Source organism: Geodermatophilus sp. SYSU D00766 (genome assembly GCF_054049915.1).
This window is the reverse complement of record NZ_JBJGYI010000039.1, coordinates 1-24,932: the sequence shown is the minus strand read 5'-3', so window position 1 is coordinate 24,932 and position 24,932 is coordinate 1. Positions and strand designations below refer to the sequence as shown.

Sequence of the window (24,932 nt, the reverse complement as noted above, 5' to 3'; positions counted from 1 at the left end):
GCACAGAACGCGCTGGCCTGCCGCGTTTGTCGCCGGCGGGGGGCCGTGTCAGGGTTCCCGGCGTGAAGGTGACCGACCGCTGGCACTCCGAGCGGATGGACCAGCCGATCGGTCTGGCCCGGTGGGGCCACTACGGGACGCCCGTCCTGGTCTTCCCCACGGCGGGCGGCGACGCCGAGGAGATCGAGCGCAACGGCGTGGTCGGCGCCTGCTGGCCGTTGATCGAGAGCGGCCGGGTCAAGCTCTACTCCTGCGACAGCGTGCCCGGGCAGGCCATGGTGGCGAAGGCAGGCCCGCCCGAGTACCGGATGTGGCTGTTCAACCAGTACCACCACGCCATCCGGCACGAGGTGGTCCCGGCCATCCGGGCCGACTCCGGCGGGGACGAGTCGCCGATCGTCGTCACCGGCGCCTCCATCGGGGCGTTCAACTCCCTCGCCGTCCTCTGCCGGTTCCCCGACGTGTTCCGCGCCGCCGTGGGCATGAGCGGCACCTACCGGATCCAGAAGTTCCTCGACCACCGGTCCTCGCCGGACCTCTTCTTCGCCTCGCCGCTGGACTTCCTCCCCGGGCTGGAGGGCGAGCAGCTCGACCTGCTGCGCACCCGGTTCGCCGTCATCGCCACCGGCCGGGGGGCGTGGGAGGACGTCGACGCGTCCTGGGACGCCGGCGACGTGCTCGGCAGCAAGGGCGTGCCCAACCGGGTCGACGTCTGGGGCCCGGAGTGGCCGCACGACTGGCAGACCTGGCAGCGGATGCTGCCGCAGTACCTCGACGAGCTCTGCTGAGTCCAGGGCCGTCGACGGGGACCGTCACTGCCCCCACTCGGATCACGGACGGCCATCCCGGCAAGAACGAGGACTGTCCCCGAGGGGCACCTGAGCGACCTACGTCGCGCGGAGGGCGGCCTCCGGACGAACGGTCAGCTGCGTCGAGCGCCCGTCTGCCCGCCGGCGGCCCCGTCTGCTGACGTGTCCGACGTGGCGCGTCGGCCTCGACCGGCGTGTGGCCGCGGCACACGCCGGTTCGCGTCGGACGACACCGGGGGCCACCCGGGCGAACGAGACTGCCGCACGCGCCGGTGCCGCGATCGCGGCGACGGGACCACGACGACGGTGCGACAGTCCGTGCATGCTGCCCGACCGCTGCGACACCGTCGACACGGTCGTCCTGCTCGAGGGCCGCAGCGACGTGGCCGCGGTCCGGACGGTCGCGGCGGCTCTGGGCCTGCTCGAGAGCGCTCACCGGTACCGGCTCGTCGACATGGGAGGTGTCACCAACGTCCACCGCCACCTGGTGGCTTCCCGGGCCCGGCCGGTGCCCGTCCGGGTCGTCGGGATGTGCGACGCCGGGGAGGCGGACGTCGTCGTCCGGGCGCTCGGCCTCGACGGCCCACGGCAACTGCCTGGCCACGGGTTCTCCGTCTGCGACGCCGACCTGGAGGACGAGCTCATCCGTGCCTGCGGCCCGGACCGTGTCCTCGACGTCCTGGAGCGGGTGGGCCTGCGGGGGAGGTTCGCGGCCTTCTGCAACCAGCTGACCTGGCGGGGCCGCCCCGTGGAGCACCAGTTGCACCGGTTCGCGGGCATCGCGTCCGGGCGCAAGGCCCTGCTGGCGGCCGCGCTCGCAGCAGCGCTGGAGCCCGAGCAGGTCCCAGCACCGCTGTGCCGGCTGCTCGAGCGGATCGTGGAGGCACCGGACACCGAGCGGGTGCGCCCGCCGACGTGACGAGCCGAGCCACCCTGCCCACGAGCGTCCGTGCGGTCAGCAGCGCGGCAGCTGTCCCTGGACGGGCCGCTGACGGACACTCGCCGTCCGTCCGGCTGAGGCGGCCGATGGGAGCGGTGACCGGGTCTCGCACCGAGGCGCATCGACGCGGTCATCCCGCGTCACGTGACCGCGAACGCACGTGGTGTCCCCGTCTCGGTCGGAGGACGGAGCGAGACCTCGCCGACCGGACTCAGCCCGCGAACATCTGGAAGTCGCGGGCGAACGCCTCGGTCATCTCGATCACCTGCTGCAGCTCCGGGTGCCGGACGACGACCATGCCGTCGCCGGTGACCGTCGAGCGCCAGTCGCGGCGCGGCGCGCCCACCGGGAGCAGGTCGATGAGCGCCACGTGCTCGCCGTACCGGCCCATCAGCGCGTCGAGGCCCTCCGAGTGCGTGATCCGCCCGGAGCCGCGGGCGCGCTTGAAGACCGCGCCGGCGTTGTACCGGCGCTCCAGGGGCTGCATGGACCCGTGGACGACGGCCTGCGCCCAGCCGACGTACGTGTCGCCGTCGGTGGCGAAGTTCATCAGGTCGACGACGCGGGCGCCCGGCGGGCGGGCACCGATCTCGCCGAACACGGCCTCGCCGTCGGCCTTGAGGTACCACTCCATGTGCGTGAAGCCGGACCGGAAGCCGAGCGCGGCCAGCACCGCCTCGCCCATCCGCCGTCCGTCTGCCAGGTGCGGCACGGACAGGTCCCGCAGCGAGATCGACACCGGGCTGACCCACTCGTGCATGCGCATCTGCAGCGGCCGCGGGCGGTACCAGAGGACGTGTTCGAAGAGGATCCGGCCGTCGGCGCAGATGGTGTCGAAGGTGAACTCCTCGCCGTCGACGAACTCCTCGACGCTGACCTCGGGCACGTGCCGCAGCAGGGGGAGGACCTCGCTCAGCTCCTGCGGCGAGTCCACCCGGTAGGTGTCCGCCGAGCCGGCGCCGGCGATCGGCTTGACGATCAGCGGGTAGCCCACCTCCTCCGCGGCCGCCCACACCTCGGCGACCGTGCGCGCGCTGACGTGCCACGGCGTCCGGATGCCGGCGGCGTCGAGGACCCGCTTCATCCGCTCCTTGTCGCGGAACGGCAGGGTCTGCTCCACCGTCATGCCGGGCAACCCGAAGACCTCCCGGATGCGCGCCGCCAGGAGCATGTACGGCTCCCACAGGCACTCCACCTGGTCGATCGAGACGTGCCGCGACAGCCCACGCAGCGCACCGAGCACCGCGCCCTCGTCGGCGAGGTCCACGTGCTCGTAGTGGGCCAGCGACGAGCGGGCGGCCTCGGGCAGCGCGTCCGGCGGCTGGTCACCCACCCCGATGACCCGGGCGCCGACCCCGGCCAGCGCCCGGGTGAAGTACGCCATCTCCGCCGGGTAGCCGGGGGAGAGCACGACGACGTCCACGGGGACCTCCTTCAGGCCTCGGCCAGTTCGACGCGCACCCCGCTGACGATCCGGTGCAGCGCGTCCTCCACCACCGCGGTGTCGGGGTCGCGCACCATCGCGTAGCCCTCGCCGAGGTAGTCGGTGGCGGCCGGCTGCCCGGGTTGGGGGATCCGGGCCTCCACGACCAGGTGCCCGACCTGCTCCTGGACGGCGTCGAGGCCGTGCACCGCGCGCACCCGCCCGGAGCCCATGCCGCGCAGGTAGGCGGTACCGGCCGCGTACCGGCGCTCCGGCGGGTCGAACCGGCCGTGGATCACGAGCTCGGTCCAGGCCCGGTACAGGTCGAAGTCGTGCGCGTAGCCGTGCATCGAGCTCAGCTGCGCCCCGGGCGGCCGCGCGGCCACCTCCGAGACGGCGACCGAGCCGTCGGGCCGGGCGAACCACTCCATGTGCGTGAGCGCGTCGGTGACGCCGAGCGCCTCCAGCGCCGCGGGCCCCCAGCGGTGGATGCCCTGGTACCGGGGGCCGCTGGTGTCGCGGGGGAGCAGGACGGTCCACTGGATCCAGGGGGTGCGGAGCACCTCCAGCGGCGGCGGGCGGTAGTCGGCGATCGACGACCACACGGTCGACCCGCCGATCGTGACGCTGTCGAACGTGTGCTCCTCGCCGGTGAGGAACTCCTCGAGCAGCGCCGGGTCGTGCGAGCCCAGCGGGACCGCGGCCAGCCAGCCGCGGAGCATGTCGCCGTCGTCCAGCCGGAACGTCGACTGCGCCCCCGCCCCCGCCGGCGGCTTGGCCACCAGCGGGAACCCGACCTGCTCGGCGAAGGCCACGGCCTCGCCGGGGGAGCGCACGAGCGCGTGGCGGGCGCAGGGGATGCCGGCCGCCCGCAGCGTCTCCTTCATCCGCGACTTGTCCCGCACGTTGACCGCGGTGCGCACGTCCATGCCCTCGATGCCGAGGGACTCCCGCACCTGCGCCAGCGGCACCTGCAGCTGCTCGAGCGCCCCGACGAGCCGCTCCACCCGGCCCAGCTGTCCCGAGAGGCCGGCCACCGCCCAGGCCAGCTGCCGCGGGTCGAGCGCGTCCTCCACCCTCCAGTGACCGGCCAGCCGCTCGCGCAGGTGCGCCGGGACCCGCTCCACGGGCTCGCAGGTGACCAGCCCGAGCCGGACGCCGGGCAGCTCCGCGGCGACGGAGACGAACCGGGTGGTGGCCTCCATCAGGTACGGCGCGACGAAGGCGGCGACGACCATGCGCGGACGCTACTGCCACCGGCCGGAAGGGGCAGTCCAGCGAGGAGGCCGGGGCGCTCCTAGGCTCCCGCCCATGAACGTGGTGTTCGTCGATCCGGCCTTCCCGTCGACGCAACGCCACTTCGTGCGCGCCCTGGCCGAGGTGGGGGCGTCGGTCTACGGCGTCGGGGACCGCCCGGGGGAGTGGCTCGACGACGAGCTGCGGTCGTGGCTGGCGCACTACCACCAGGTCCCGAGCGTCACCGACGTCGGCGTGATGACCGACGCCGTCCGCTGGATCCAGGACAGGGTCTGGGTCGACCGGCTCGAGGCGACCATCGAGTCGCACACCCTGGCCGCCGCGCAGGTGCGGGAGAACTGCACGATCCCCGGGACGTCGGTGCGGACGGCGTGGCTGTGCCGGGACAAGCCGTCGATGAAGGAGGTCCTCCGGGCGGCCGGCGTGCCGACGGCGGCGTCCACCGCGGCGTCCACCGCCGGCGAGGTGTGGTCCTTCGCGCGGGAGATCGGCTACCCGCTCATCCTCAAGCCGCGGACGGGCGCAGGCGCGCTGGACACCACCCGGGTCGACGGCGACGGCGAGCTCGAGGCGGCCCTGGGGGCGTTCGGCGCGCAGCAGGTCGACTCGATCGCCGTCGAGGAGTTCGTCGAGGGGCACGAGGGCTTCTACGACACGCTGTCGGTCGACGGCGTCCCGGCGCTGGACTTCGTGTCGCACTACTTCCCGAACGTGCTCGAGGCGATGCGCACCCGCTGGATCTCGCCCCAGTTCGTCGCCACCAACCGGATCGACGCCGTGGCCGACTACCAGGAGCTGCGGGACATGGGCCGGCGGGTCAACGAGGCGCTGGGGATCGGCACCAGCGCCACGCACATGGAGTGGTTCTTCGGACCCAAGGGGCTGCGGTTCAGCGAGATCGGCTGCCGGCCGCCCGGTGTCGGCGCGTGGGACCTCTACTCGGCGGCCAACGACCTCGACGTCTACCGCCAGTGGGCCGACTCGGTGGTGCACGGGCAGGTCTGGGGGCGGCCGTCGCGGCAGTACTCGGCCGGCATCGTGGCGCTGCGCCCGGAGGGCGACGGCACCATCTCGGGGTACTCCGGTGTCGACGAGGTCCAGGCGCGCCACGGCCAGTGGGTCCTGGACGCGCACCTGCCCCCGCCCGGGACGCCGACCCAGCCGGTGGCGGCCGGGTACATGGCCAACGCCTACGTGCGCATGCGGCACCCGGACTTCGACACGCTGCGCGGGATGCTCGACGACGTCGGGCGCACCGTGCACGTCCACGCCGGCTGACGCCCGTGGCCCCCTCGATCACCCTGCTCGGCCCGCAGCGGCGGCCGACCCTCGACCGGGTGCTGTCCTCCCTGGGCGTCACCGGCCCGGTGGCCGTCGTCAACGCCGGCTGGCAGGAGCGGGAGTCCGACGACGCCGAGATCCTCGCGCTGGCCGGTGAGCGGGCGACGAACCTGCGGTTGTTCACCCGCTGGGTGGACGTGCTGCGGGCCGACCCCGAGTACGCCGAGGCCGAGCGCGAGCACCGGCAGTTCCTCGACGAGCTCCGGCAGCTCTACCTGATCCGGCTTGACCACGCGCTGCAGGCGGAGGCCGCGGTGACCGCGCGCACCGACGGGCACGCGCACACCCTGGCCATGGCGGCGACCGACGCGCTCGAGGCGGTCCGGCTGCTCGACGCGACCCACCTCGCCCGGGTGCAGGAGCTCCACGACACCTTCTACGGCACCTGGGAGCTCGAGTCGCGCGGGCCGATCGCCGGGCACCGCGCGGAGGTCCGCGACCTCCTGTCGACGGCGGAGTGCCTGGTCGTCGCCGGTGGGCACGTCGGCGAGCTGGTGCGCCTCGTGCACCTGTTCCACCTGGCGCCGCACCTGCCGCCGACGGTGGTGGCGTGGTCGGCGGGCGCGATGGCGTTGACCGACCGGGTGGTGCTCTTCCACGACCGGGCGGCGCAGGGCGCCTCGCCGACCGAGGTCTTCGACGCCGGGATCGGTGTGATCCCCGGCCTGGTCCTGCTGCCGCACGCGCGGCGGCGACTGCTGACCGACGACGTCCTCCGGATGTCGGCGCTGGCCCGCCGGTTCGCGCCGGCTCCCTGCCTGGTCCTGGACGACGGTGTGCGGGTCGACCTGGGTGCCGGCGGCGCCCTGCCGCCCGACGCGCGGGTGGTCGGTACCAACGGGCTGATCGCCGGGGCGACGGCGTGACCGCCGCCCAGGGCGAGCTCGCGATCAACCGGCTCGAGGACACGGAGCCGCTGGACGCGGAGGCCGTGCAGGCGTTCCTCGACCGGCACGAGGTGCCCGTGGTCGAGGGGGCGCGGTGCACCTTCCTCTGGCGGGGCGAGGCGGACGAGGCGTGGGTCTGCCAGCGGATCGTCGGGCTGCCCGACCGGATCCCCATGCGCCGCCTGCACGGCACCGACCTCTGGTACCTCGTGCTCGAGCTGCCGGAGGGCTCGCGGGTCGAGTACCAGATCGAGATCCGGCGCGGTGAGCACCACGACCGCTTCAACGACCCGCTCAACGAGAAGCGGTCGCACGGTCCCGTCGGGTCGTCGTCCCTGGCCTTCGGCGTCGGGTACCGGACCCCGGACTGGGTGCTCCCGGACCCCGAGGCGCGGCAGGGCGAGCTGAGGGATCTCGTCCTGCCCAGCGAGGCCCTCGGGCGCGACGCGCACGTGACGCTGTACCTGCCGGCCCGGTTCCGGCCGACCGCGTCGTACCCCCTCCTGGTGGTGCACGACGGTGCGGACTTCCTGCAGTACGCGTCGATGAAGACCGTCCTCGACAACCTCATCCACCGGCTCGACGTCGCCGAGACCGTGGTCGCCTTCACCCACCCGGGGGAGCGGCTGGAGGAGTACGCGAACTCGGCAGCCCACTCCCGGTTCCTGACCTCCGAGCTGCTGCCGGAGCTGGAGTCCTCGCTCCCGCTCGTCGGGCAGCGCTCGGGGCGGTGCCTGCTGGGCTCGTCGTTCGGCGGGGTCGCGTCGCTGTCGGCCGCGTACCGCTCGCCCGACACGTACGGGTCGCTGGTGCTGCTGTCGGGGTCGTTCGTGTTCACCGACATCGGCAGCGACCACGGCGGCGGGCCGGTCTTCGACCCCGTCGTGGAGTTCGTGAACCGCTACCGCGCGAAGCCGCGTGCGGTCGCCGACCGGATCTTCATGTCCTGCGGCGTCTACGAGCAGCTGATCGTGCCCAACCGGTCGATGGTGCACGTGTTCGAGAACGCCGGCATGCAGGTCCGCTACACCGAGGCCCGGGACGGTCACTCCTGGGAGAACTGGCGCGACCGGCTCCGCGACGCGCTGTCCTGGATCTACCCGGGCCCGCAGAAGCTCTACTACGAGTGAGGTCGCCCGCGCCCCGGACCGGGGTGCGGTCGCCGCGACGGACCTCGGAGGGCCGCGGCTACCCTGCGGGGTGTCCGACCGGTCCGCCGCGGGATCCGGGCGTCCCGGCCCTCCCGCCGGGCTCGTCCGCGCTCGCGCGCCCGTCGAGTCGGCGGCTCCCCGTGACGGTCCCGTCCGGGGTTCTGAGGGTGCCGGAGGGGTTCTGAGCGTGGGTGTGATCGACCTCGTGGGCTGGTCCGGGTCGGCGCTGCTCGTCTACTCGCTGCTGCAGACGCGGGTCCTGCGCTTCCGCGTCCTCAACCTGCTGGCGGCGCTGGTCCTCGTCGGCTACAACGCCGTCATCGCGGTGTGGCCGATGGTCGCGATGAACGTCGTCATCGCGGCCATCAACGCCGGGGTCATCTGGCGGATGCAGCGCGGCCGGCACGACGTGCGCCGGTACGACGTCGTCCCGATCGGCGCGGAGGAGCCCTACCTGCGCCACGTCCTGCAGCGCCACGGTGAGGACATCCGGCGCTTCCACCCCGACGTGCAGTGGCCGCCGGTCGAGGGGGAGCCGCTGGCGTTCCTCGTGCTGGCGGTCGGCGACGGGGACGGGGAGACGGCGGGCGTCGTCCTGGCACACCGCACCGGTGAGCCCGCGACGGCGCGCATCGACGTGGACTACGTGCTGCCGCGCTACCGGGACTTCACGCCCGGCGAGTTCGTGTACCGCCCCGACGGTCCCTTCGCGGTGAGCGGGGTGCGCCGGGTCCTCGCCCCGCGCGACGTGCGGGCCGCGGACGCCTACCTGGCCCGGACCGGTTTCCGGGCCGAGGGCGGGGAGCGCGTGCTGACCCTGGCCGGCTGATCCCCGGCGAGACCGTGCTGGTCCGAAAACGCACCCGCCCGGGCTCCTGACCTGCAGGAGCACCGGGGCGATCGCGTGTCCGAGGGGCGGCACGGTACTCCAGCACACGCCTTCGTCCCCCGCGCTCACGGGGGAGCTCGGCCACTGTCGATGGTGCGCGGTCCTGGCCCAGGGGCTGCGCCGTGCAGCAGCAGTCACGATGCTGTGCTCATGAGCGATGCGTCCGGACCGCCCTTCCGCGCGGACCACGTCGGCAGCCTCCTGCGCCCCGCGGACCTGCTGGAGGCCCGCTCGAAGCACGCGGCCGGCGACATCGACGACGAGGAGTTGCGGGGCATCGAGGACGAGGCGATCCGCGACGTGGTGAGGATGCAGGCCGACGTCGGCCTGCGTACGGCCACGGACGGCGAGTTCCGCCGAGCCTCGTGGCACATGGACTTCATCTACGCCATCGGCGGCATCACCAAGGTCAGCGACCAGAACATCGTCGTCCACTTCAAGAACCAGGACGGCACCATCGACTTCACGCCCGCCGGGCTGCACGTCGACGGTCCCCTGCGCATCGACGAGCCGATCTTCGGGCGGGACTTCGCCTTCCTGCAGTCGGTCGTGGGGGAGGGGCAGACGGCGAAGCTGACCATCCCGTCGCCGTCGATGGTCCACTACCGCGGCGGGGCCGCGGCGATCGATCCGCAGGTCTACCCGGACGAGGACGAGTTCTGGGAGGCCCTGTCGGCGGCGTACAGCCAGCAGGTGCGGGGCATCGCCGCGCAGGGCTGCAGCTACCTGCAGTTCGACGACACCAGCCTCGCCTACCTCAACGATCCGGCCCAGCGGGCCGAGATCGCCGCCCAGGGCCGCGACGCCGAGCACCTGCACGAGCGCTACATCCGCCAGATCAACGAGGCGCTGGCGGGCCGTCCCGCCGGGCTGACCGTCACCACGCACATGTGCCGGGGCAACTTCCGGTCATCGTGGGTGGCCGAGGGCAGCTACGACTTCGTGGCGGAGGCGTTGTTCGGCGGGCTGGAGGTGGACGGCTTCTTCCTGGAGTACGACGACGCCCGGTCGGGTGGCTTCGAGCCGCTGCGCTTCGTGCCGCCGGGCAAGCGCGTCGTCCTGGGCCTGGTCACGACGAAGCGGCCGGAGCTGGAGTCCAAGGACGACCTCAAGCGGCGGATCGACGACGCGTCGCAGTTCGTGCCGCTGGACCAGCTGGCTCTCTCGGGGCAGTGCGGCTTCTCCTCGACCGTCGAGGGCAACGCGCTCACCCGCGACCAGCAGATCGCGAAGCTGGCACTGATCGTGGAGACCGCCGGCGAGGTCTGGGGCTGACCCGTCGACCCACGTCACGGTGCCGATCCGTCGGGTTCCCTCGGTGGTCCACCGGCGCTGGGTTCGCCGCGTGCCGAGCAGCGTGGACTTCGTCGTCGTCGGGGCCGGATCCGCTGGCGCGGTGATCGCGGCCCGTCTGTCGGAGGACCGGAACGTGCGTGTCACGCTGATCACAGCCGACGGTCCGCCGCCCCCTGCGGCCGATCTGTGTCCGAGGGGGGACTTGAACCCCCACGCCCGATAAAGGGCACTAGCACCTCAAGCTAGCGCGTCTGCCATTCCGCCACCCGGACGAGTGCGGGACCACGATAGCAACCCACCGGCCCGGTCCGGAGGAGGGCCCGGCGCCGGGTCGCGTCGGGGCCGGGGAGCCCTACGCTCGCCGGGTGGAGAGCGAAGGTCCCGTCGAAGGTCCCGTCCAGGCCCAGGCCGAGGTCGCCGAACTGCTGAGCGAGCTCATCCGGATCGACACCACCAACACCGGCGACACCGCCACCAGCGCCGGGGAGCGGGTCGCCGCGGAGTGGGTGGCCGGCAAGCTCGACGAGGTCGGCATCGGCTCGCAGATCCTCGAGTCCGAGCCCGGGCGGGCCAGCCTGGTCGCGCGCATCGAGGGCACCGACCGCTCGCGGCCGCCGCTGCTGGTCCACGGCCACCTCGACGTCGTCCCCGCCGACCCCGCCGAGTGGAGCGTGCACCCCTTCTCCGGTGAGGAGCGTGACGGCTACGTCTGGGGCCGCGGCGCCGTCGACATGAAGGACATGGACGCGATGGTGCTCTCGCTGGTCCGCGACTGGGCCCGCACCGGCGTCCGGCCGCCCCGCGACATCGTGCTGGCCTTCCTCGCCGACGAGGAGGCCGGCGGCACCCTCGGCGCGCGGTGGCTGGTCGACGAGCACCCCGACCTGGTCGCCGACTGCAGCGAGGCGATCAGCGAGGTCGGCGGCTTCAGCATCACCGTCCGCGACGACCTGCGCCTCTACCTGGTGCAGACGGCGGAGAAGGGCCTGGCCTGGATGCGGCTGACCGCCGGCGGCAGGCCCGGGCACGGCTCGTTCGTCCACGACGACAACGCCGTCACCCGGCTGTGCCAGGCCGTCGCCCGGATCGGCTCGACCCGGCTGCCCACCGTGCTCACCCCGCCGATGCGGCAGTTCCTCGCCGCCGTCGAGGAGGCCTACGGCATCGAGATCGACCCCGACCAGCCCGAGGAGGCCCTCGCCCGCCTCGGCAGCATCAGCCGGATGATCGGCGCGGCGCTGCGCAACACCGCCAACCCCACCATGCTCGACGCCGGCTACAAGACCAACGTCATCCCCGGCACCGCCAGCGCCACCGTCGACGGCCGCTTCCTGCACGGCCAGGCCGAGGAGTTCGAGCGCCAGCTCGCCTCGCTGATCGGTGAGGGGATCCAGCGCGAGTGGATCGTCCACGACCAGGCCGTGGAGACCACCTTCGACGGCCCGCTGGTCGACCAGATGGTCGCCGCCCTGAAGAGCGAGGACGACGGCGCCCGCCCGGTGCCGTTCACCATGAGCGGCGGCACCGACGCCAAGAGCTTCGAGCGCCTGGGCATCCGCTGCTTCGGCTTCTCCCCGCTGCGGCTGCCCGCCGACCTCGACTTCGCCTCGCTGTTCCACGGCATCGACGAGCGGGTGCCGGTGGAGTCGCTGCGCTTCGGCGTCCGGGTGCTCGACCGGTTCCTGCGCGCGGTCTGATCCTCAGCCGGCGGCCCGCAGCGCCCCCAGCGCCGCGGCCACGGCCGGCACCCGCCGCGCGTCGGGGCGGACGAGGGTCTCGACCACCCGTCCGTCGACGTCGGGCAGCTCGACGGCGGCCACGCCCGGCTGGGCGCCGACCGCGAACGCCCACGCCGGCAGCAGCGCCACCCCGAGCCCGCGCGCGACCAGCCGCTGCACCACCACGTGGTCGTCGGTGGCGAACCGCACGTCGGGGACGAAGCCCGCACGGCGCGCGCAGCGCAGCAGGTGCCGGCGGCAGCGGAGGCACCCGGCGATCCACGGCTCGTCGCGCAGGTCGGCCAGCGCAGCGGGCACCGGGGACCCGGCGGGCACGACCGCCTGCACCGGGTGCCGGGCCAGCGGCTCGCGCAGCAGGTCGCCGGGCACCTCGTCGTCGTCGTCCTCGTGCCGGAAGACGACGGCGAGGTCCGCGGCGCCCTCCCGCACCGCCGCCTCGGCCTCCGGCGGCTCCAGCTCGGCGAAGTGGACCTCCAGCGCCGGCGCCCGGTCGCGCAGCGCGGCCAGTGCCGGGGGGACGAGCACCGTGGCCGCGGTCGGGAACGCGGCGACCCGGACCACCCCGGTGGCCAGCCCGGTCAGGGCGGCCATGTCCTGCTCGGCCGCGGCGAGCCGGTCGGCGATCGCCTCCGCGTGGCGCAGCAGCCGCCGGCCGGCCTCGGTGAGCACGACGCCGCGCCCCTCGCGCACCACCAGCGGCGTCCCGGCCTCGGACTCCAGCCGCCTGACCTGCTGGCTCACCGCCGGCTGCGTCCAGCCCAGGGCGCGCGCCGCGCCGGCGAGCGATCCGGCGCGGGCGACCTCCCGGAAGACGAGCAGGCGGCGGGAGTCCACGGCCACATCCAAGCAGCGCTTGGGTCCGCCGGTCGACCCCGCGGTCTGGTGGGGGAGGTCGGCCGGGGCGAGGCTGGGACCCATGAGGACGATCGGACTGCTCGGCGGCATGAGCTGGGAGTCGACCGCGCTGTACTACCGCGTCGCCAACGAGCTGGTCCGCGACCGGCTCGGCGGCCTGGCCAGCGCCTCGCTGCTGGTGCGCAGCCTCGACTTCCGCGAGGTCCGGGCCTGCCAGGTGGAGGACCGGTGGGACGACGCCGCGGCGCTGCTCGCCGCCGAGGCGCGGACCCTGGAGTCCGCCGGCGCCGACCTGGTGCTGCTCTGCACGAACTACATGCACAAGGTCGCCCCGGCGCTGGAGGCCGCCTTGACGGTGCCCTTCCTGCACATCGCCGACGCGGTGGCCGCGGCCGCGCCCGGACCGGTGGTCGGCCTGCTCGGGACGGCCGGCACCGTGCGGGAGCCGTTCTACCGGGAGCGGCTGGCGGCGGCCGGCCTCACGGTGCTGGTGCCACCGGAGGACGACGTCGACCGGGTCGACGACGCGATCTTCGGTGAGCTGTGCCGCGGCGTGCTCTCCGACGGCACCCGGGCGGAGCTGCGCGCGGTGACCGCCCGGCTGGCCGCACGCGGCGCCGACGCCGTCGCGCTGTCGTGCACCGAGCTGGAGCTGCTGCTGCGGCCGGAGGACTCGCCGGTGCCGCTCCTGCCCTCCGCGCGGCTGCACGCCACCGCCGCCGTCGACGCCGCGCTGGCGCCGTCGGCGCTCGTGGTGTGATGCCGGGGTGACCTCTCCCACGCGCCTGCGCCCCGGTTCCGTCGCCCTGATCACCGGAGGGACCGGTGGCTTCGGCCGCGCCCTCGCCACGAAGCTGCGCGAGCGGGAGGTCACCGCCGTCCTCGCCGACCTCGACACCGAGCGCAACCGGTCGGTCGCCGAGGAGCTCGGCTGCCCGTTCGCCGCGCTCGACGTCACCGACCGGGCGGCCAACGAGGCCGTCGTCGCGCAGGTCGAGGCCGAGCACGGCCGGCTCGACGCCGCCTACCTCAACGCCGGCATCTCCGCGGCCAAGAGCGACGACGCCCTCGACCTCGAGGAGTTCCTGCGCGTGGTCGACATCGACCTGTTCGGTGTCGTCTACGGTGCGGTCGCCGCCCGCCCGGCCATCGCGCGGGCCGGCGGCGGCGCGATCGTGGTGACCGCCTCGCTCGCGGGCCTGTCGCCGATGCCCACCGACCCCGGCTACAGCGTGGCCAAGAGCGGCGCGATCGCGTTCGTGCGGTCGATGGCGCCGCGGCTGACCCGCGAGGGCATCACGATCTCCGCCATCTGCCCGGGCTTCGCCGACACCGCGATCATCGACCGCATCCGCGACCAGTTCGAGGCCGCGGGCTTCCCGGTCATCCCGGCCGCGGAGGTCGCCGACGCGATGGTCATGGCCTGGGAGTCCGGCGAGGCGGGCGCGGCCTACGTCATCCAGCCCGGCGTCGGCACCGTGCCCTACCGGTTCAAGGGCGTGCCCAGCGCGAAGACGGCGACCGGCGAGACCGCCGTCGTGCCGGAGGCGCTGCGCCCGCCGTCGATGCTCTGACGGCGCCGTCCCGGCTCGGGTCGGCGTCGTCCCTCACCGTGCGCCTGGGGCCTCCTCCCACACCGTGCGGCGTCCTCCCGCGCGGTGGGACGTGCGGGAGGACGCCCCACCCCCCCCCCCCCCCCCCCCCCCCCCCCCCCCCCCCCCCCCCCCCCCCCCCCCCCCCCCCCCCCCCCCCCCCCCCCCCCCCCCCCCCCGGGGCCGGTGACGGCGGTCACCGGGCGTCTGGCAGGGTCGGGCGCATGCGCGCATGGCGGGTACACGAGCTCGGCGACCCCTCGACGGTCCTGCAGCTGGAGGACGTCGAGACGCCCACCCCGGCCGAGGGGCAGCTGCTGGTCCGCGTGCGGGCGGCGGCGCTGAACTTCCCCGACGTCCTCATGGCGGCCGGCATGTACCAGGAGCGCCCGCCGCTGCCCTACACCCCCGGCGTCGAGCTGTGCGGGGAGACCGAGGACGGCCGGCGGGTCATCGGCAGCCCGGCCGGGGGCCCGGGTGCCTTCGCCGAGTACGCGCTGATGAACGCCGACGACGCCTGGCCGGTGCCCGACTCGCTGAGCGACGAGAAGGCCGGCGCGCTCTACCTCACCTACCAGACCGGCCACGTCGGCCTGCACCGCCGCGCGAACCTGCAGGCGGGGGAGTGGCTGCTGGTGCACGCCGGCGCGGGCGGCGTCGGGTCGGCGGCGATCCAGCTCGGCAAGGCCGCCGGCGCGAAGGTCATCGCCACCGCCGGCGGCGCGCACAAGGTGGAGGTGTGCCGCGAGCTCGGCGCCGACCACGTCATCGACTACACCGCCGAGGACTTCGTCCCCGTCGTCAAGGAGGTCACCGGCGGCGAGGGCGCCGACGTCGTCTACGACCCGGTGGGCGGCGACGTGTTCGACAAGAGCCGGAAGTGCATCGCGTTCGAGGGCCGGCTGGTCGTCGTCGGGTTCACCAGCGGCCGCATCCCGGAGGCGCCGGCCAACCACGCGCTGGTCAAGAACTACAGCGTCGTCGGCCTGCACTGGGGCCTGTACAAGAAGAAGGACCCGGCCGTGATCGGGCAGACGCACGAGGCGCTGGTGCGGCTGGTCGCCGACGGGGCGATCGACCCACTGGTCGGCCAGGTGCTCCCGCTGGAGCAGGCGCCGCAGGCGCTGGCCGCACTCGCCGACCGCGGCACGGTCGGCAAGGTCGTGCTGCTGCCCTGAGGCTCAGGTGACCGGCATCGGCAGGTAGGACAGCCGCGCCCGGCGCCGCAGGATCGCCTTGCGGGTGCCGTCGGCGTGCAGCTGCAGACGGGCGAGCTCCCAGCCGCCGACGTCCACCTGCAGGCTCAGCATGGTCGCCGCTGCGGAACGGGACGTACCCGGCGGGATCCGCAGCGGCGCGTACTCCCAGTCGTCGGCCGCGCTCACCCGGCCGATGGTGCCACGCACGACACCCGCCGGTCATGTGTCGGCCGCCTCCCGGACTGCTCCCGCTGCGGTCGGGCGGCAGGATGGACAGCGCCTTCCCCAGCACCGTCCGCAGCACGAGGAGGACCCGTGACCGATCCCGGTACCGCGAGCGACGCCGACCGCGCGGAGCAGGAGGCGCTCCTCGAACCGGCCGCGCCCGAGCTGGCCGGGGAGGCCGACCCGATCGCCGACGGCGTCCCCGAGGCCGACGCCCTCGAGCAGCAGCTGGCCGCCGCGCCCGGCGCGGCCGGGTCGCTGCGGTCGGTCGGCGACGTCGACGCCAACGAGGCCGACGTCCTCGAGCAGGAGGCCGACGTGCCCTACGACGAGGACGACCGCTCGCTCTGAGCCGCCCCGTCCGCGCCCGTGGGGTGCGGCACCCGATCGGGGGAGCGCGTCGCGCCGACCGACGGCGGTCCCGACGATCGCCGGCGTGACCGCCGCCGTCGTCTCGATCGTCGTCCTGCTCGTGGGGCTGCCGCTGCTGGCGTCCTGGCTGGGCGGGCGGCGACCTGGGGGCGGGAGCTGACCGACCCGCGGCTGCGGGCCGCCGTCGTCGACTGGTCGCGCAGCACCCAGGTCGCGCTGGACGCCGCCCGGCAGCGCTCGGCGCGCCGGCGGCGGGTCCGGCTGCTGGTGTGGGCCGCGGTGCTGCTGGTGGCCGGGGCGGGCCTCGCGTCGCGGGCGGCCGAGGCCGGCTGGGCCGAGGCCCTGTCGCCCTTCGCCGGTGCGGTGCTCTGGCCGGTCCTCCTGGCGTACCCGGCCTGGCGGGTGGCGACCGGCCCGCGCCGGGTGATCGAGCGCAACAGCGGGCCGCCGTCCTCCTGAGCGGCGAGACCGCTTCCCAGGGCGACCCACTGTGGTTAGGCTTCCCTAACTCGACACCCTGGGGGAGTCATGACCACCTGCAACGGTCCGCAGGCGCTGCCGGTGGCCGCCGCTCCCGAGCGGGCGCGGACCGTGGCCACCCGCGCCGCGGCCGCGCTCTGCCTCGCCGGGCGCGACCCGAGCCGGCCCCTGGCGCACGCCACCACCGCCGCCGGTCAGGTGCTCGTGCTGGTCCCCGGCGACGGCGCGGTCACCGCGGCCCTCGACCGCACGCCCGACGTCAGCGCGCTGCTCATGGTCAGCGACCGCGCGCCGGTGCCGCTGCGCGACCCGGTGCGCGCCACGCTCTGGCTGTCGGGCTGGCTGACCCCGGTCGCCGAGGCCGACCGGCGCGCGGCCGCCGTCGCCTTCGCCGAGGTCCGCCCCGAGGAGGCGCTGCTCGACGTCGGCGGCGCGGCCACCCTGCTGCGCCTGGACCTCGCCGAGGTGGTGCTGCGCGAGGGCCCCGGCTGCGCGGAGGTCTCCCCGGCCGACTACGCCGCCGCGCGCCCCGACCCCCTGGCCGGCATCGAGGAGCGGCTGCTGCGCCACCTCGACCGCGACCACCCCGAGGTGGTCGCCGTGCTGCGCAGCCGGGTGCCGGTGGCGGCGGGGGAGACGGCGCGCCCGCTGGGCCTCGACCGGTTCGGCTACCGGCTGCGCGTCGAGGGCGCCGGCGGCCACCGCGACGTCCGGGTGCCCTTCGCGCGCCCGCTGACCTGCGCCGGGCAGGTCGACGCGGCGACGTCGCGGCTGCTGTGCGCCCTGCGCGCCGGGAGCCGCGAGGCATAGGAGGCTTCCCGCACGTCCCGGGCCCCAGGACGTGCGGAGAGCTTCCTATGCCTGGGACGCGTCCTCGCGCAGCAGGCGGGCCAGGCGGGTGCGCCGCGGGCGGACGTCGACCTCCCGCACCGCCCGCGCCAGCGCCGCGCCCGAGGCGTGCACGATCGACAGGTGCTGCTGCGCCCGCGTGAGCGCGGTGTAGACCAGCGGCCGCGACAGCATCCCGCCGGCCTCCGGCGGCAGCACCACGACGACGCCGGGCCACTCCGACCCCTGCGCGCGGTGCACAGTGATCGCCCAGCCGTGCTTGAGGTCGGGCAGCGCGTCGCCGGGCACGGTGACCGGCCCGGAGGCGAAGTCGACGGTCAGCGAGCCCTCGCCGGTGGCGGTGACCACGCCGACCTCGCCGTTGGCGAACCCGATGGGCTCCAGGTCGAGGTGGTTGGCGGTGGCCACCACCCGGTCGCCGACGTCGAAGCCGAACACCGTGCCCTCGCCCGGGTTGAGCCGCTCCTTGAGCGCCCGGTTCAGCTCGATCGTGCCGGCCGGCCCGCGGTGCACCGGCGTCACCACCTGCACGTTGCGCGGGTCGATCGCGAGCGCCCGGGGGATGGAGTCGGTGACCAGCTGCACGACCCGCCGCGCCGCCTCGCCGCTGCCCGTCGCGGGCACGACGACGACCTCGCGGTCGGGGGAGTCGACCGGCGGCAGCTGCCCGGTGCGCACCGCCGACGCCAGCCGGGCGATCGCGCCGCCCTCGGCCTGCCGGTAGAGCGTGGTCAGCTCGGTCACCGGCACCGCGCCGGAGTCGATGAGGTCGCCGAGCACGTGGCCCGGGCCGATCGAGGGCAGCTGCGCGGGGTCGCCGACGAGCAGCAGGTGCGTGCCGTCGGGGCAGGCCTCCAGCAGCGCCGCGGTGAGCTCGACGTCGAGCATCGAGGCCTCGTCGACGACGACGACCTCGGCGTCGAGCGGCCACTCCTCGTTGCGGGTGAACCCGCCGCCGAAGCCCTGCGCGCCCAGCAGCCGGTGCACCGTCACCGCCGGGTGGTCGGTGAGCTCCTCCAGCCGCTTGGCCGCCCGGCCGGTGGGGGCGGCCAGCGCCACCTCGGTGCCCTTGGCCCGCAGCAGCCGCACGACGGCGGCCACGGTGCGGCTCTTGCCGGTGCCCGGACCGCCGGTGAGCAGCGAGACGCCGGCGCCGAGCACCTGCGCGACGGCCTGCTTCTGCGCCTCGTCGAGGCCCTTGGCCACCGACCGCACCGCGGCGGGGTCGGCGATCCGCTCCGCGGTGGCGGCCAGCCGCGCCACGCCCTCGGCGACGGCCTCCTCGGCCATGCCGTAGCGGGCCAGCGACAGCGTGCGCAGCGCCGGGTCGGGCTCCGGGGGCTCGGTGTCGGAGTCCTCGTCCTCCTCCGGCTCCGGCGGGTCGTGGTCGAGCACGTCGCCGGACTCCACCGCCGCCACGATCGCCGCCGCCGGGTCGGCGACGCCCTCGGCGCGCAGCGCGGCCACCACCAGGTCGGCCGGGAGCACGGTGTGCCCGTCGCGGCTGGCGGTGCGCAGCGTCAGGACGACGATCGCGCGGCCGCGCCGGCCGTCCTGCCGGTCGGCGCCGGGCAGGACGGAGATCGCCAGCCGGTCGGCGTCGGTGAGCGTGACCCCGTGCAGGCCGAGCAGCGCCCAGGGGTCGTCGCGCAGCCGGCGGGCGGCGTCGTCGCCGAGGGTGTCGGCGGCCGAGGACGCCAGCCTCGCCTCCAGCCCGGCCCGCACCAGCAGCGTGACGACGTCGTAGGTGGGCGCCGCGGCCAGGAAGGAGGAGAACAGCCGCTCGGCGCGCTGCTTGCCCACCCGCGGGAGCTTGAGGAGCCTGGCGACGGTGACGTCGTCGGGCGTGGTGATGCCGGCCGCGGGCAGCTCGGCGGCCGCCCGCCTGCCCAGGCTCGGCCACAGCCCGGCCGCGCAGAAGGCGGCGAAGACCGGGTCGGGCGCGGCGGGGGACGGCGCGGTGCCGGTCGGTTGGGTGGTCATCGGGCGGCCCGCTGGTCGGGGTAGGAGAAGTGCGGCGCGGAGACGTCCTCGAGCGCCGTGCGGATCGCCGCCGGCAGCCGCACGGCGTCGGCGTCGAGGGACTCCTGCAGCTGCGCGGCGGTGCGGGCGCCGACCACCGGGGCGACGACGCCGGGCCGGTCGCGCACCCAGGCCAGCGCGACGGCCAGCGGGGTGGTGCCCAGGCCGTCGGCGGCGGTGACCACGGCCTCCACGATCCGGTCGGCGGTGGCCGAGCGCAGGTCGTCGAGGAACCCGGCCCACTGCGCGGAGGCGCCGCGGGAGCCCTCCGGCGTCTCGGTGCGGTACTTGCCGGTGAGCAGCCCGCGGCCCAGCGGCGACCAGGGGAGCACGCCCAGCCCGAGCGCCTCGGCGGCGGGCACCACCTCGCGCTCGATGCCGCGCTGCAGCAGCGAGTACTCCACCTGGGTGCTCACCAGCGGCGTCCGCCCGGGCCAGGCGCGCTGCCAGGTGGCCGCCTGCGCGGTCTGCCAGCCGGTGAAGTTGCTGACCCCCACGTAGCGCACCCGGCCGGAGGCGACGGCGGCGTCGCAGGCGGCGAGGGTCTCCTCCAGCGGCGTGAGGTCGTCCCAGGCGTGCAGCTGCCACAGGTCGACGTGGTCGACGCCCAGCCGCCGCAGCGAGGCGTCCAGCGCGCCGAGCAGGTGCCCGCGGGAGGCGCCGCGGCCCAGCGGCCCGGGCCCGGTGCGCCCGACCGCCTTGGTGGCCAGCAGCACCTCCGAGCGGGGGACGACGTCGGCCAGCAGCCGGCCGAGGGTGCGCTCGCTGTCGCCGTCGCAGTAGACGTCGGCGGTGTCGACCAGGGTGCCGCCGGCGTCGACGTAGGCGGTCAGCTGCATCGCCGCCTCGTCCTCGTCGGTGTCCCGGCCCCAGGTCATGGTGCCCAGCGCCAGCCGGGAGACGACCAGGCCGCTGCGCCCCAGCGCCCGTTGTTCCACGACGGGCCAACCTACCGCCGCCGGACGACGGGAGCCGGGGGGCGCGGCGGGTGTGGACGGCGCGCGCCGGGTCGTGCCCGGGCCGGCCGCGGCGGCCGCCGTAGGCTGACCCCCCGTGCCGTCGCGACCCCCGTCCCGCCCTGTCCGCCGTCCGACCCGCCGCCGGGACTGAGCGGCGTGGGGTGGTTCGAGGCGATCGTCCTGGGGCTGGTGCAGGGGCTCACGGAGTTCCTGCCGATCTCCTCCAGCGCGCACCTGCGGGTGGTCGGGGAGGCGTCGGGCTGGGGTGACCCGGGGGCGGCGTTCACCGCGATCACGCAGATCGGCACCGAGGCCGCCGTCCTGCTGTACTTCCGCAGGGACATCGCGCGCATCGTCGTCGCGTGGCTGCGCGCGCTGACCGACCGGTCGAAGCGGTCGGACCCCGACGCCCGGATGGGCTGGCTGATCATCGTCGGCAGCATCCCGATCGTGCTCCTCGGGCTGCTGTTCCAGGACGACATCGAGACGACGTTCCGCGACCTGCGGATCGTGGCGATCGCGCTGGTCGCGTTCTCGCTGGTCCTCTACTGGGCCGACCGGGTGGGCCGCAAGGACCGCGAGCTGCGCCAGCTCACCGTCCGCGACGGGCTGCTGTTCGGGCTGGCGCAGGCGATGGCGCTGGTGCCCGGCGTCTCCCGCTCCGGCGGCACCATCACGATGGGCCTGTTCCTCGGCTACACCCGCGCCGCCGCCGCCCGCTACTCCTTCCTGCTGGCCATCCCGGCGGTGCTCGGCTCGGGCTTCTTCCAGGTCTACGAGACGTTCACCGGCGGCGTCGAGGGCGAGACGATCTCCTGGGGGCCGACCGTCCTGGCCACGGCGATCGCGTTCGGCGTGGGGCTGTCGGTCATCGCCTGGCTGCTGCGCTACCTCGACCGCGGCACCTTCACCCCGTTCGTCGTCTACCGGGTGGTGCTCGGCCTGGCGCTGCTGGCGCTGGTCGGCGCCGGGGTGCTCGCCCCGAACTGAGCCGCCCCGCCACGATCAGGTGACCTGATCGTGGGGCGTCCTCCCGCACGGTGGGACGTGGGGGAGGACGCGCTGCGGTGCGGGAGGATCCCCTGCGGTGGGGGAGGACGACGGCGCCGGTCCCATACCCTCGGCTCCGTGACCACCGTCATCCTCCTGCGACACGGCCGGACGACGGCGAACGCCGGCGGGGTGCTGGCCGGCTGGAGCCCCGGCGTCGAGCTGGACGAGACGGGGCAGGCGCAGGCGGCCGCGGTGGGCGCCCGGCTCGCGCCGGTGCCGCTGGCCGCGGTGGTGAGCAGCCCGCTCGAGCGCTGCCGGCAGACCGCCGGGGCGGTGCTCGACGGCCGCGACCTCGAGCTGCAGACCGACGACCGGCTCGGCGAGGCCCGCTACGGCGACTGGACCGGGCGGGCGCTCAAGGAGCTGGTCAAGGAGCCGCTGTGGAAGGTCGTGCAGCAGCACCCCTCCGCCGCGGTGTTCCCCGGCCCCGAGGGCGAGGGGCTGGCCCAGACCCAGGCCCGCGCGGTGGCCGCCGTCCGCGAGTGGAACGCCCGGCTGGGCCCCGACGCGGTCTGGCTGGCCTGCTCCCACGGCGACGTCATCAAGGCCGTCCTCGCCGACGCGCTGGGGCTGCACCTGGACGCCTTCCAGCGGATCGTCGTCGACCCGGCGTCGATCTCGGTGGTCAGCTACACCGAGACCCGCCCGTTCGTCGTCCGGGTCAACGACACCGGCGGCGACGTCGCCGCGCTCGTCCCGCCCAAGAAGCGGCCCCGCCGCCGGCGGGGCCGGGACTCCGACGCCGTCGTCGGCGGGGGAGCCGGCGCGACCTGACGGCGCGGTCCCCGACGTCGCGGCCGGTGTCCGTACCGCCGCGTAACCTGGCAGCGTGCCGCGCCAGGTCTTCCGTTTCGAGCGTCCGACCCGGTTCGTCGCCGGCACGGTGGGTCAGCCGGGGGACCGCACCTTCTACCTGCAGGCCTCCGACGACGACGGCCGCGTGGTCAGCGTCGCGCTGGAGAAGTCCCAGGTGCAGGTGCTGGCCGAGCGGATGGACGAGCTGCTCGACGAGATCGCCTCCCGGCCCGGCACCGCCGTCCCCGCGACCGCCGACGTCGACGACCTCGACCCCCTCACCGCGCCCGTCGACGAGGAGTTCCGCGTCGCGGCGATGGGGCTGGCCTGGGACGGCGAGGCGCAGGCCGTCGTCGTGGAGGCGGTGGCTGCCACCGACGAGCCGGTCGACGAGGAGGCCATCCTCTCCGACGCCGAGGAGGGCCCCGACGCGCTGCGGGTCACCATCACCCCCGGCGCGGCGCGCTCCTTCGTCGCCCGGGCGCGCCGCGTCGTCGCCGCCGGCCGCCCCGCCTGCCCGCTGTGCTCGCTGCCGCTGGACCCCACCGGGCACGTGTGCCCGCGGCAGAACGGCTACCGCCGCTGAGCACGGGGCCGGTGCGATGACCAGCGGTCAGCCGGCGCAGGAGCTGCGCGCGCCGGGCAGCGACGCCGAGGCACGTGCCCTGCTGCTCGAGGGGGACATCGACCTCGAGGGCCGCATGCTCGACGCCAGCAACGTCACGCTGGTCGGCGCCATCCGCACCGCCGAGCTGCAGGCAGAGTGCGTGTACAAGCCGGTCGCCGGCGAGCGGCCGCTGTGGGACTTCCCCGACGGCACCCTGGCCGGCCGCGAGGTGTCGGCGGCGCTGGTCAGCGAGGCCACCGGGTGGGGCGTCGTGCCGCCCACCGTGCTGCGGGAGGGACCGTTCGGCCCCGGCATGGTGCAGCTGTGGATCGACGGCGACCCCGACGTCGACCTCGCCGCCTTCGTCCGCACCGACCACCCCGGGCTGCGCCGCATGGCGGTGTTCGACGCCGTGGTCAACAACGCCGACCGCAAGGGCGGGCACATCATCCCGACGGCCGAGGGCCACGTGTACGGCGTCGATCACGGCATCTGCTTCTCGCCCGACCCCAAGCTGCGCACCCTGCTGTGGCGCTGGGCGGGCAAGCCGCTGCCCCTGGCGGCGCTGGAGGTGCTCGAGCGGCTGGCCGAGGACCTGCGCGGCGACCTCGGCGAGGCGCTGCACGAGCACCTGACCCGCCGCGAGGTGCGCTGCACGCAGCAGCGGGTGGCCGAGCTGCTGCGCAGCAAGCTGCACCCCGAGCCGTCGGGGCACTGGCCCGCGCTGCCCTGGCCGCCCTTCTGAGCGCTCGGCTCCGCCGAGGTGGTGTGCGCGGATGGCGCAGTCACCGCTCTGCGGACGCCGGAAGAGCACACCGCTTCGCGAACGGGTGCGCTCGTGCGGCGTTCCGCGTGCCGGAACACGGCGCGCCTGCACGCGCTCTGCCAGCCTGACCGGCATGCCGCACCGCAGCCGCCTCGCCGTCCTGCTGCTCGACCTGCCGCCGGAGGTGCACCCCGCCGGGCTCGACTTCTGGTCGGCGGCCACCGGCAACCCCGTCGAACCCGACATGGCCGACCCCGCCTGGAACTCCCTGGGGTTCCTCGGCGGTGCGGTGTCCCTGGAGGTCCAGCGCACCGGGGAGGGGACGCCGCCGCGCTGGCACGTCGACGTCGAGACCGACGACATCCCCGCCGAGGTCGCGCGGCTGGAGGCCCTCGGCGCCCGGCGGAAGGCCGACATGGGCTCGTTCTGGCAGATGACCGACCCGGCCGGGCTGGTGTTCTGCGTGGTCGGCGTCCAGACCGGCGAGGCCTTCGAGCGCCACGCCCGCACCTGGCCCTGAGCGCGGACCCCGAGCACCTGCCCGAGCGGGCTCACTCCGACCGCACGGCGCCGATCATCGCCGCCGCCTGCAGGCCGTCGCCGTCGACGGTGAGCACCTCCAGCGGCAGCCGCCGCCAGCAGGTGAGCAGCAGGTCGCCGGCGGTGCCGCGCAGCGTGGCCACCGGGTGCGGGCGCGACCCGGGGAACAGCGTCCGCTCCACCCCGGCGTCGATGGCGTGCAGCACCACCGGGTGCGCGCCCGGCGGCGGCCCGTCGGGCAGCGCGCCGGGGACGATGACCTCCAGCCACTCGTCGAGGCCGTCGAGCCCGAGCCGGGCCGGGATGGGCCGGACGTCGCCGAGGACCTGCTCGACGTCGGCGGTGTGCACCACCGCCTCGTGGCACTGCCGGCGCAGCACCCAGCCGACGTCGTGCGGCGGCGCCCACGTCCACACCGGGTCGGCGGGGTCGGCGGCGGCCAGCGCCGTCTCCAGCTCCGCCGCCTGCGCGACCGACCAGCCGAGCAGCTCGTCGTCGGGGTGGCGCGGCGGCTCGGGGTAGCCCTCCGGGGAGGTCGCGCGGGTGCGCACCACCCAGGCCCAGAAGTGCTGGACCTCGCCGAGGTGGCGCACCAGGTCGGTGAGCGTCCAGTCCGGGCAGCCGGGGACCGGCGCCCGCCAGCCGGCGGCCAGCACGGCCTCGGCGGCGGCGTCGGCGAAGCGGGCGTCGGTGCGGCTCAGCGCCGGCAGGTACTCCGCGGTGTCCATCGCGTGGGTGTCCGCCGCGTGGGTGTGCATCCGGTCGCTGTGCATCGCCGTCCTCCCTCGTGCCCGCGCGGCGACGCTAACGCCGTCGGCGGCCCACCGGGCACCCCGCTGGCCTCGCCGGTGGGGGAGACTCGCGGGTGTGCGCGGGCCCCGGCCCG

26 protein-coding genes and 1 tRNA gene are annotated in these 24,932 nt (G+C 75.2%); 19 read left to right on the top strand and 8 right to left on the bottom strand.

The features are described from left to right. Nucleotides 1–62 precede the first annotated feature (62 nt). Nucleotides 63–788, top strand: coding sequence for an esterase family protein (locus ACI8AD_RS20975; RefSeq protein ID WP_456872466.1), 726 nt, complete (start codon nucleotides 63–65; stop codon nucleotides 786–788). A gap of 343 nt (nucleotides 789–1,131) precedes the next feature. Further along, entirely contained in the window at nucleotides 1,132–1,728 is a 597-nt protein-coding gene (locus ACI8AD_RS20970; RefSeq protein WP_456872465.1) for a hypothetical protein, read from the top strand. Nucleotides 1,729–1,960: 232 nt separating this feature from the next. Here ACI8AD_RS20970 and ACI8AD_RS20965 read toward each other — a convergent pair whose 3' ends face one another. Further along, nucleotides 1,961–3,172, bottom strand: coding sequence for an ATP-grasp domain-containing protein (locus ACI8AD_RS20965; RefSeq protein ID WP_456872464.1), 1,212 nt, complete (start codon nucleotides 3,170–3,172; stop codon nucleotides 1,961–1,963). An 11-nt stretch (nucleotides 3,173–3,183) separates the two neighbouring features. After that, nucleotides 3,184–4,410: a hypothetical protein gene (locus tag ACI8AD_RS20960; RefSeq protein WP_456872463.1), complete on the bottom strand. Its 1,227-nt coding sequence runs from the start codon at nucleotides 4,408–4,410 to the stop codon at nucleotides 3,184–3,186. Between the two features lie 73 nt (nucleotides 4,411–4,483). On the opposite strand from ACI8AD_RS20960, the gene ACI8AD_RS20955 reads away from it, so the two are divergent. From ACI8AD_RS20955 to ACI8AD_RS20935, 5 genes are all read left to right on the top strand, one after another. Next, on the top strand, nucleotides 4,484–5,707 hold the full coding sequence (locus ACI8AD_RS20955; RefSeq protein ID WP_456872462.1) for an ATP-grasp domain-containing protein: 1,224 nt from the start codon (nucleotides 4,484–4,486) through the stop codon (nucleotides 5,705–5,707). A gap of 5 nt (nucleotides 5,708–5,712) precedes the next feature. Beyond that, entirely contained in the window at nucleotides 5,713–6,636 is a 924-nt protein-coding gene (locus tag ACI8AD_RS20950) for a hypothetical protein (protein WP_456872461.1), read from the top strand. Next, nucleotides 6,633–7,787: an alpha/beta hydrolase-fold protein gene (locus tag ACI8AD_RS20945; protein ID WP_456872460.1), complete on the top strand. Its 1,155-nt coding sequence runs from the start codon at nucleotides 6,633–6,635 to the stop codon at nucleotides 7,785–7,787. The genes ACI8AD_RS20950 and ACI8AD_RS20945 overlap by 4 nt, the downstream gene beginning before the upstream one ends. A 208-nt stretch (nucleotides 7,788–7,995) precedes the next feature. Continuing rightward, nucleotides 7,996–8,637 (top strand): hypothetical protein, encoded by a 642-nt coding sequence (locus tag ACI8AD_RS20940; protein WP_456872459.1) that lies wholly within the window; start codon nucleotides 7,996–7,998, stop codon nucleotides 8,635–8,637. A gap of 210 nt (nucleotides 8,638–8,847) precedes the next feature. Then, nucleotides 8,848–9,972 carry a 5-methyltetrahydropteroyltriglutamate--homocysteine S-methyltransferase gene (locus ACI8AD_RS20935; protein ID WP_456872458.1) on the top strand — a complete coding sequence of 375 codons (1,125 nt, stop codon included), beginning with the start codon at nucleotides 8,848–8,850 and terminating at the stop codon, nucleotides 9,970–9,972. Nucleotides 9,973–10,180: 208 nt separating this feature from the next. Here the strand turns inward: ACI8AD_RS20935 and ACI8AD_RS20930 are convergent. Continuing rightward, nucleotides 10,181–10,265: transfer RNA gene (locus ACI8AD_RS20930), tRNA-Leu, on the bottom strand. A 93-nt stretch (nucleotides 10,266–10,358) separates the two neighbouring features. Here ACI8AD_RS20930 and ACI8AD_RS20925 point away from each other — a divergent pair. Further along, nucleotides 10,359–11,690, top strand: a complete 1,332-nt coding sequence (locus ACI8AD_RS20925; protein ID WP_456872457.1) for a M20/M25/M40 family metallo-hydrolase — start codon at nucleotides 10,359–10,361, stop codon at nucleotides 11,688–11,690. Nucleotides 11,691–11,693: 3 nt separating this feature from the next. Here ACI8AD_RS20925 and ACI8AD_RS20920 read toward each other — a convergent pair whose 3' ends face one another. Continuing rightward, nucleotides 11,694–12,566 carry a LysR family transcriptional regulator gene (locus tag ACI8AD_RS20920; protein ID WP_456872456.1) on the bottom strand — a complete coding sequence of 291 codons (873 nt, stop codon included), beginning with the start codon at nucleotides 12,564–12,566 and terminating at the stop codon, nucleotides 11,694–11,696. 82 nt (nucleotides 12,567–12,648) lie between these two features. Here ACI8AD_RS20920 and ACI8AD_RS20915 point away from each other — a divergent pair, with 82 nt between their 5' ends. The 3 genes from ACI8AD_RS20915 (at nucleotide 12,649) to ACI8AD_RS20905 (ending at nucleotide 15,357) form a co-directional block, all read left to right on the top strand. Next, on the top strand, nucleotides 12,649–13,347 hold the full coding sequence (locus ACI8AD_RS20915; RefSeq protein ID WP_456872455.1) for an aspartate/glutamate racemase family protein: 699 nt from the start codon (nucleotides 12,649–12,651) through the stop codon (nucleotides 13,345–13,347). Between the two features lie 7 nt (nucleotides 13,348–13,354). Further along, a complete protein-coding gene (locus ACI8AD_RS20910) occupies nucleotides 13,355–14,161 on the top strand; it encodes an SDR family oxidoreductase (protein ID WP_456872454.1) in 807 nt (268 codons plus the stop codon). A gap of 242 nt (nucleotides 14,162–14,403) precedes the next feature. Continuing rightward, entirely contained in the window at nucleotides 14,404–15,357 is a 954-nt protein-coding gene (locus ACI8AD_RS20905; RefSeq protein ID WP_456872453.1) for an NADPH:quinone oxidoreductase family protein, read from the top strand. Nucleotides 15,358–15,360: 3 nt separating this feature from the next. Here ACI8AD_RS20905 and ACI8AD_RS20900 read toward each other — a convergent pair whose 3' ends face one another. Continuing rightward, on the bottom strand, nucleotides 15,361–15,564 hold the full coding sequence (locus ACI8AD_RS20900) for a DUF5703 family protein (RefSeq protein ID WP_089404027.1): 204 nt from the start codon (nucleotides 15,562–15,564) through the stop codon (nucleotides 15,361–15,363). A gap of 129 nt (nucleotides 15,565–15,693) precedes the next feature. Here ACI8AD_RS20900 and ACI8AD_RS20895 point away from each other — a divergent pair, with 129 nt between their 5' ends. The 3 genes from ACI8AD_RS20895 to ACI8AD_RS20885 all read left to right on the top strand — a co-directional run bounded on the left by ACI8AD_RS20895 (nucleotide 15,694) and on the right by ACI8AD_RS20885 (nucleotide 17,265). Continuing rightward, nucleotides 15,694–15,954, top strand: coding sequence for a hypothetical protein (locus ACI8AD_RS20895; protein ID WP_456872452.1), 261 nt, complete (start codon nucleotides 15,694–15,696; stop codon nucleotides 15,952–15,954). A gap of 288 nt (nucleotides 15,955–16,242) precedes the next feature. Then, entirely contained in the window at nucleotides 16,243–16,434 is a 192-nt protein-coding gene (locus ACI8AD_RS20890) for a hypothetical protein (RefSeq protein ID WP_456872451.1), read from the top strand. Between the two features lie 69 nt (nucleotides 16,435–16,503). Beyond that, nucleotides 16,504–17,265, top strand: coding sequence for a DUF2470 domain-containing protein (locus ACI8AD_RS20885; RefSeq protein WP_456872450.1), 762 nt, complete (start codon nucleotides 16,504–16,506; stop codon nucleotides 17,263–17,265). A gap of 45 nt (nucleotides 17,266–17,310) precedes the next feature. On the opposite strand, the gene ACI8AD_RS20880 is transcribed toward ACI8AD_RS20885, so the two are convergent. Beyond that, nucleotides 17,311–19,287 carry an AAA family ATPase gene (locus tag ACI8AD_RS20880; RefSeq protein WP_456872449.1) on the bottom strand — a complete coding sequence of 659 codons (1,977 nt, stop codon included), beginning with the start codon at nucleotides 19,285–19,287 and terminating at the stop codon, nucleotides 17,311–17,313. After that, the gene (locus ACI8AD_RS20875) at nucleotides 19,284–20,264 is read right to left on the bottom strand and encodes an aldo/keto reductase (protein ID WP_456872448.1); all 981 of its coding nucleotides are present in this window, start codon (nucleotides 20,262–20,264) and stop codon (nucleotides 19,284–19,286) included. Before ACI8AD_RS20875 ends, ACI8AD_RS20880 begins: the two co-directional genes overlap by 4 nt. Nucleotides 20,265–20,441: 177 nt before the next feature. Between ACI8AD_RS20875 and ACI8AD_RS20870 the strand changes: the two genes are divergently transcribed. The 5 genes from ACI8AD_RS20870 (at nucleotide 20,442) to ACI8AD_RS20850 (ending at nucleotide 24,026) form a co-directional block, all read left to right on the top strand. Beyond that, nucleotides 20,442–21,275 (top strand): undecaprenyl-diphosphate phosphatase, encoded by an 834-nt coding sequence (locus ACI8AD_RS20870; RefSeq protein WP_456872447.1) that lies wholly within the window; start codon nucleotides 20,442–20,444, stop codon nucleotides 21,273–21,275. Nucleotides 21,276–21,413: 138 nt separating this feature from the next. Next, a complete protein-coding gene (locus ACI8AD_RS20865; RefSeq protein WP_456872446.1) occupies nucleotides 21,414–22,112 on the top strand; it encodes a histidine phosphatase family protein in 699 nt (232 codons plus the stop codon). A gap of 55 nt (nucleotides 22,113–22,167) precedes the next feature. Beyond that, entirely contained in the window at nucleotides 22,168–22,719 is a 552-nt protein-coding gene (locus tag ACI8AD_RS20860) for a DUF3090 family protein (protein ID WP_456872445.1), read from the top strand. A gap of 16 nt (nucleotides 22,720–22,735) precedes the next feature. Further along, nucleotides 22,736–23,485, top strand: coding sequence for an SCO1664 family protein (locus tag ACI8AD_RS20855; protein ID WP_456872444.1), 750 nt, complete (start codon nucleotides 22,736–22,738; stop codon nucleotides 23,483–23,485). 154 nt (nucleotides 23,486–23,639) lie between these two features. Further along, nucleotides 23,640–24,026 (top strand): VOC family protein, encoded by a 387-nt coding sequence (locus tag ACI8AD_RS20850; protein WP_456872443.1) that lies wholly within the window; start codon nucleotides 23,640–23,642, stop codon nucleotides 24,024–24,026. Between the two features lie 31 nt (nucleotides 24,027–24,057). Here ACI8AD_RS20850 and ACI8AD_RS20845 read toward each other — a convergent pair whose 3' ends face one another. Continuing rightward, complete coding sequence (locus ACI8AD_RS20845) at nucleotides 24,058–24,819, bottom strand: maleylpyruvate isomerase family mycothiol-dependent enzyme (RefSeq protein ID WP_456872442.1); 762 nt, start codon at nucleotides 24,817–24,819, stop codon at nucleotides 24,058–24,060. Nucleotides 24,820–24,932: the final 113 nt, after the last annotated feature.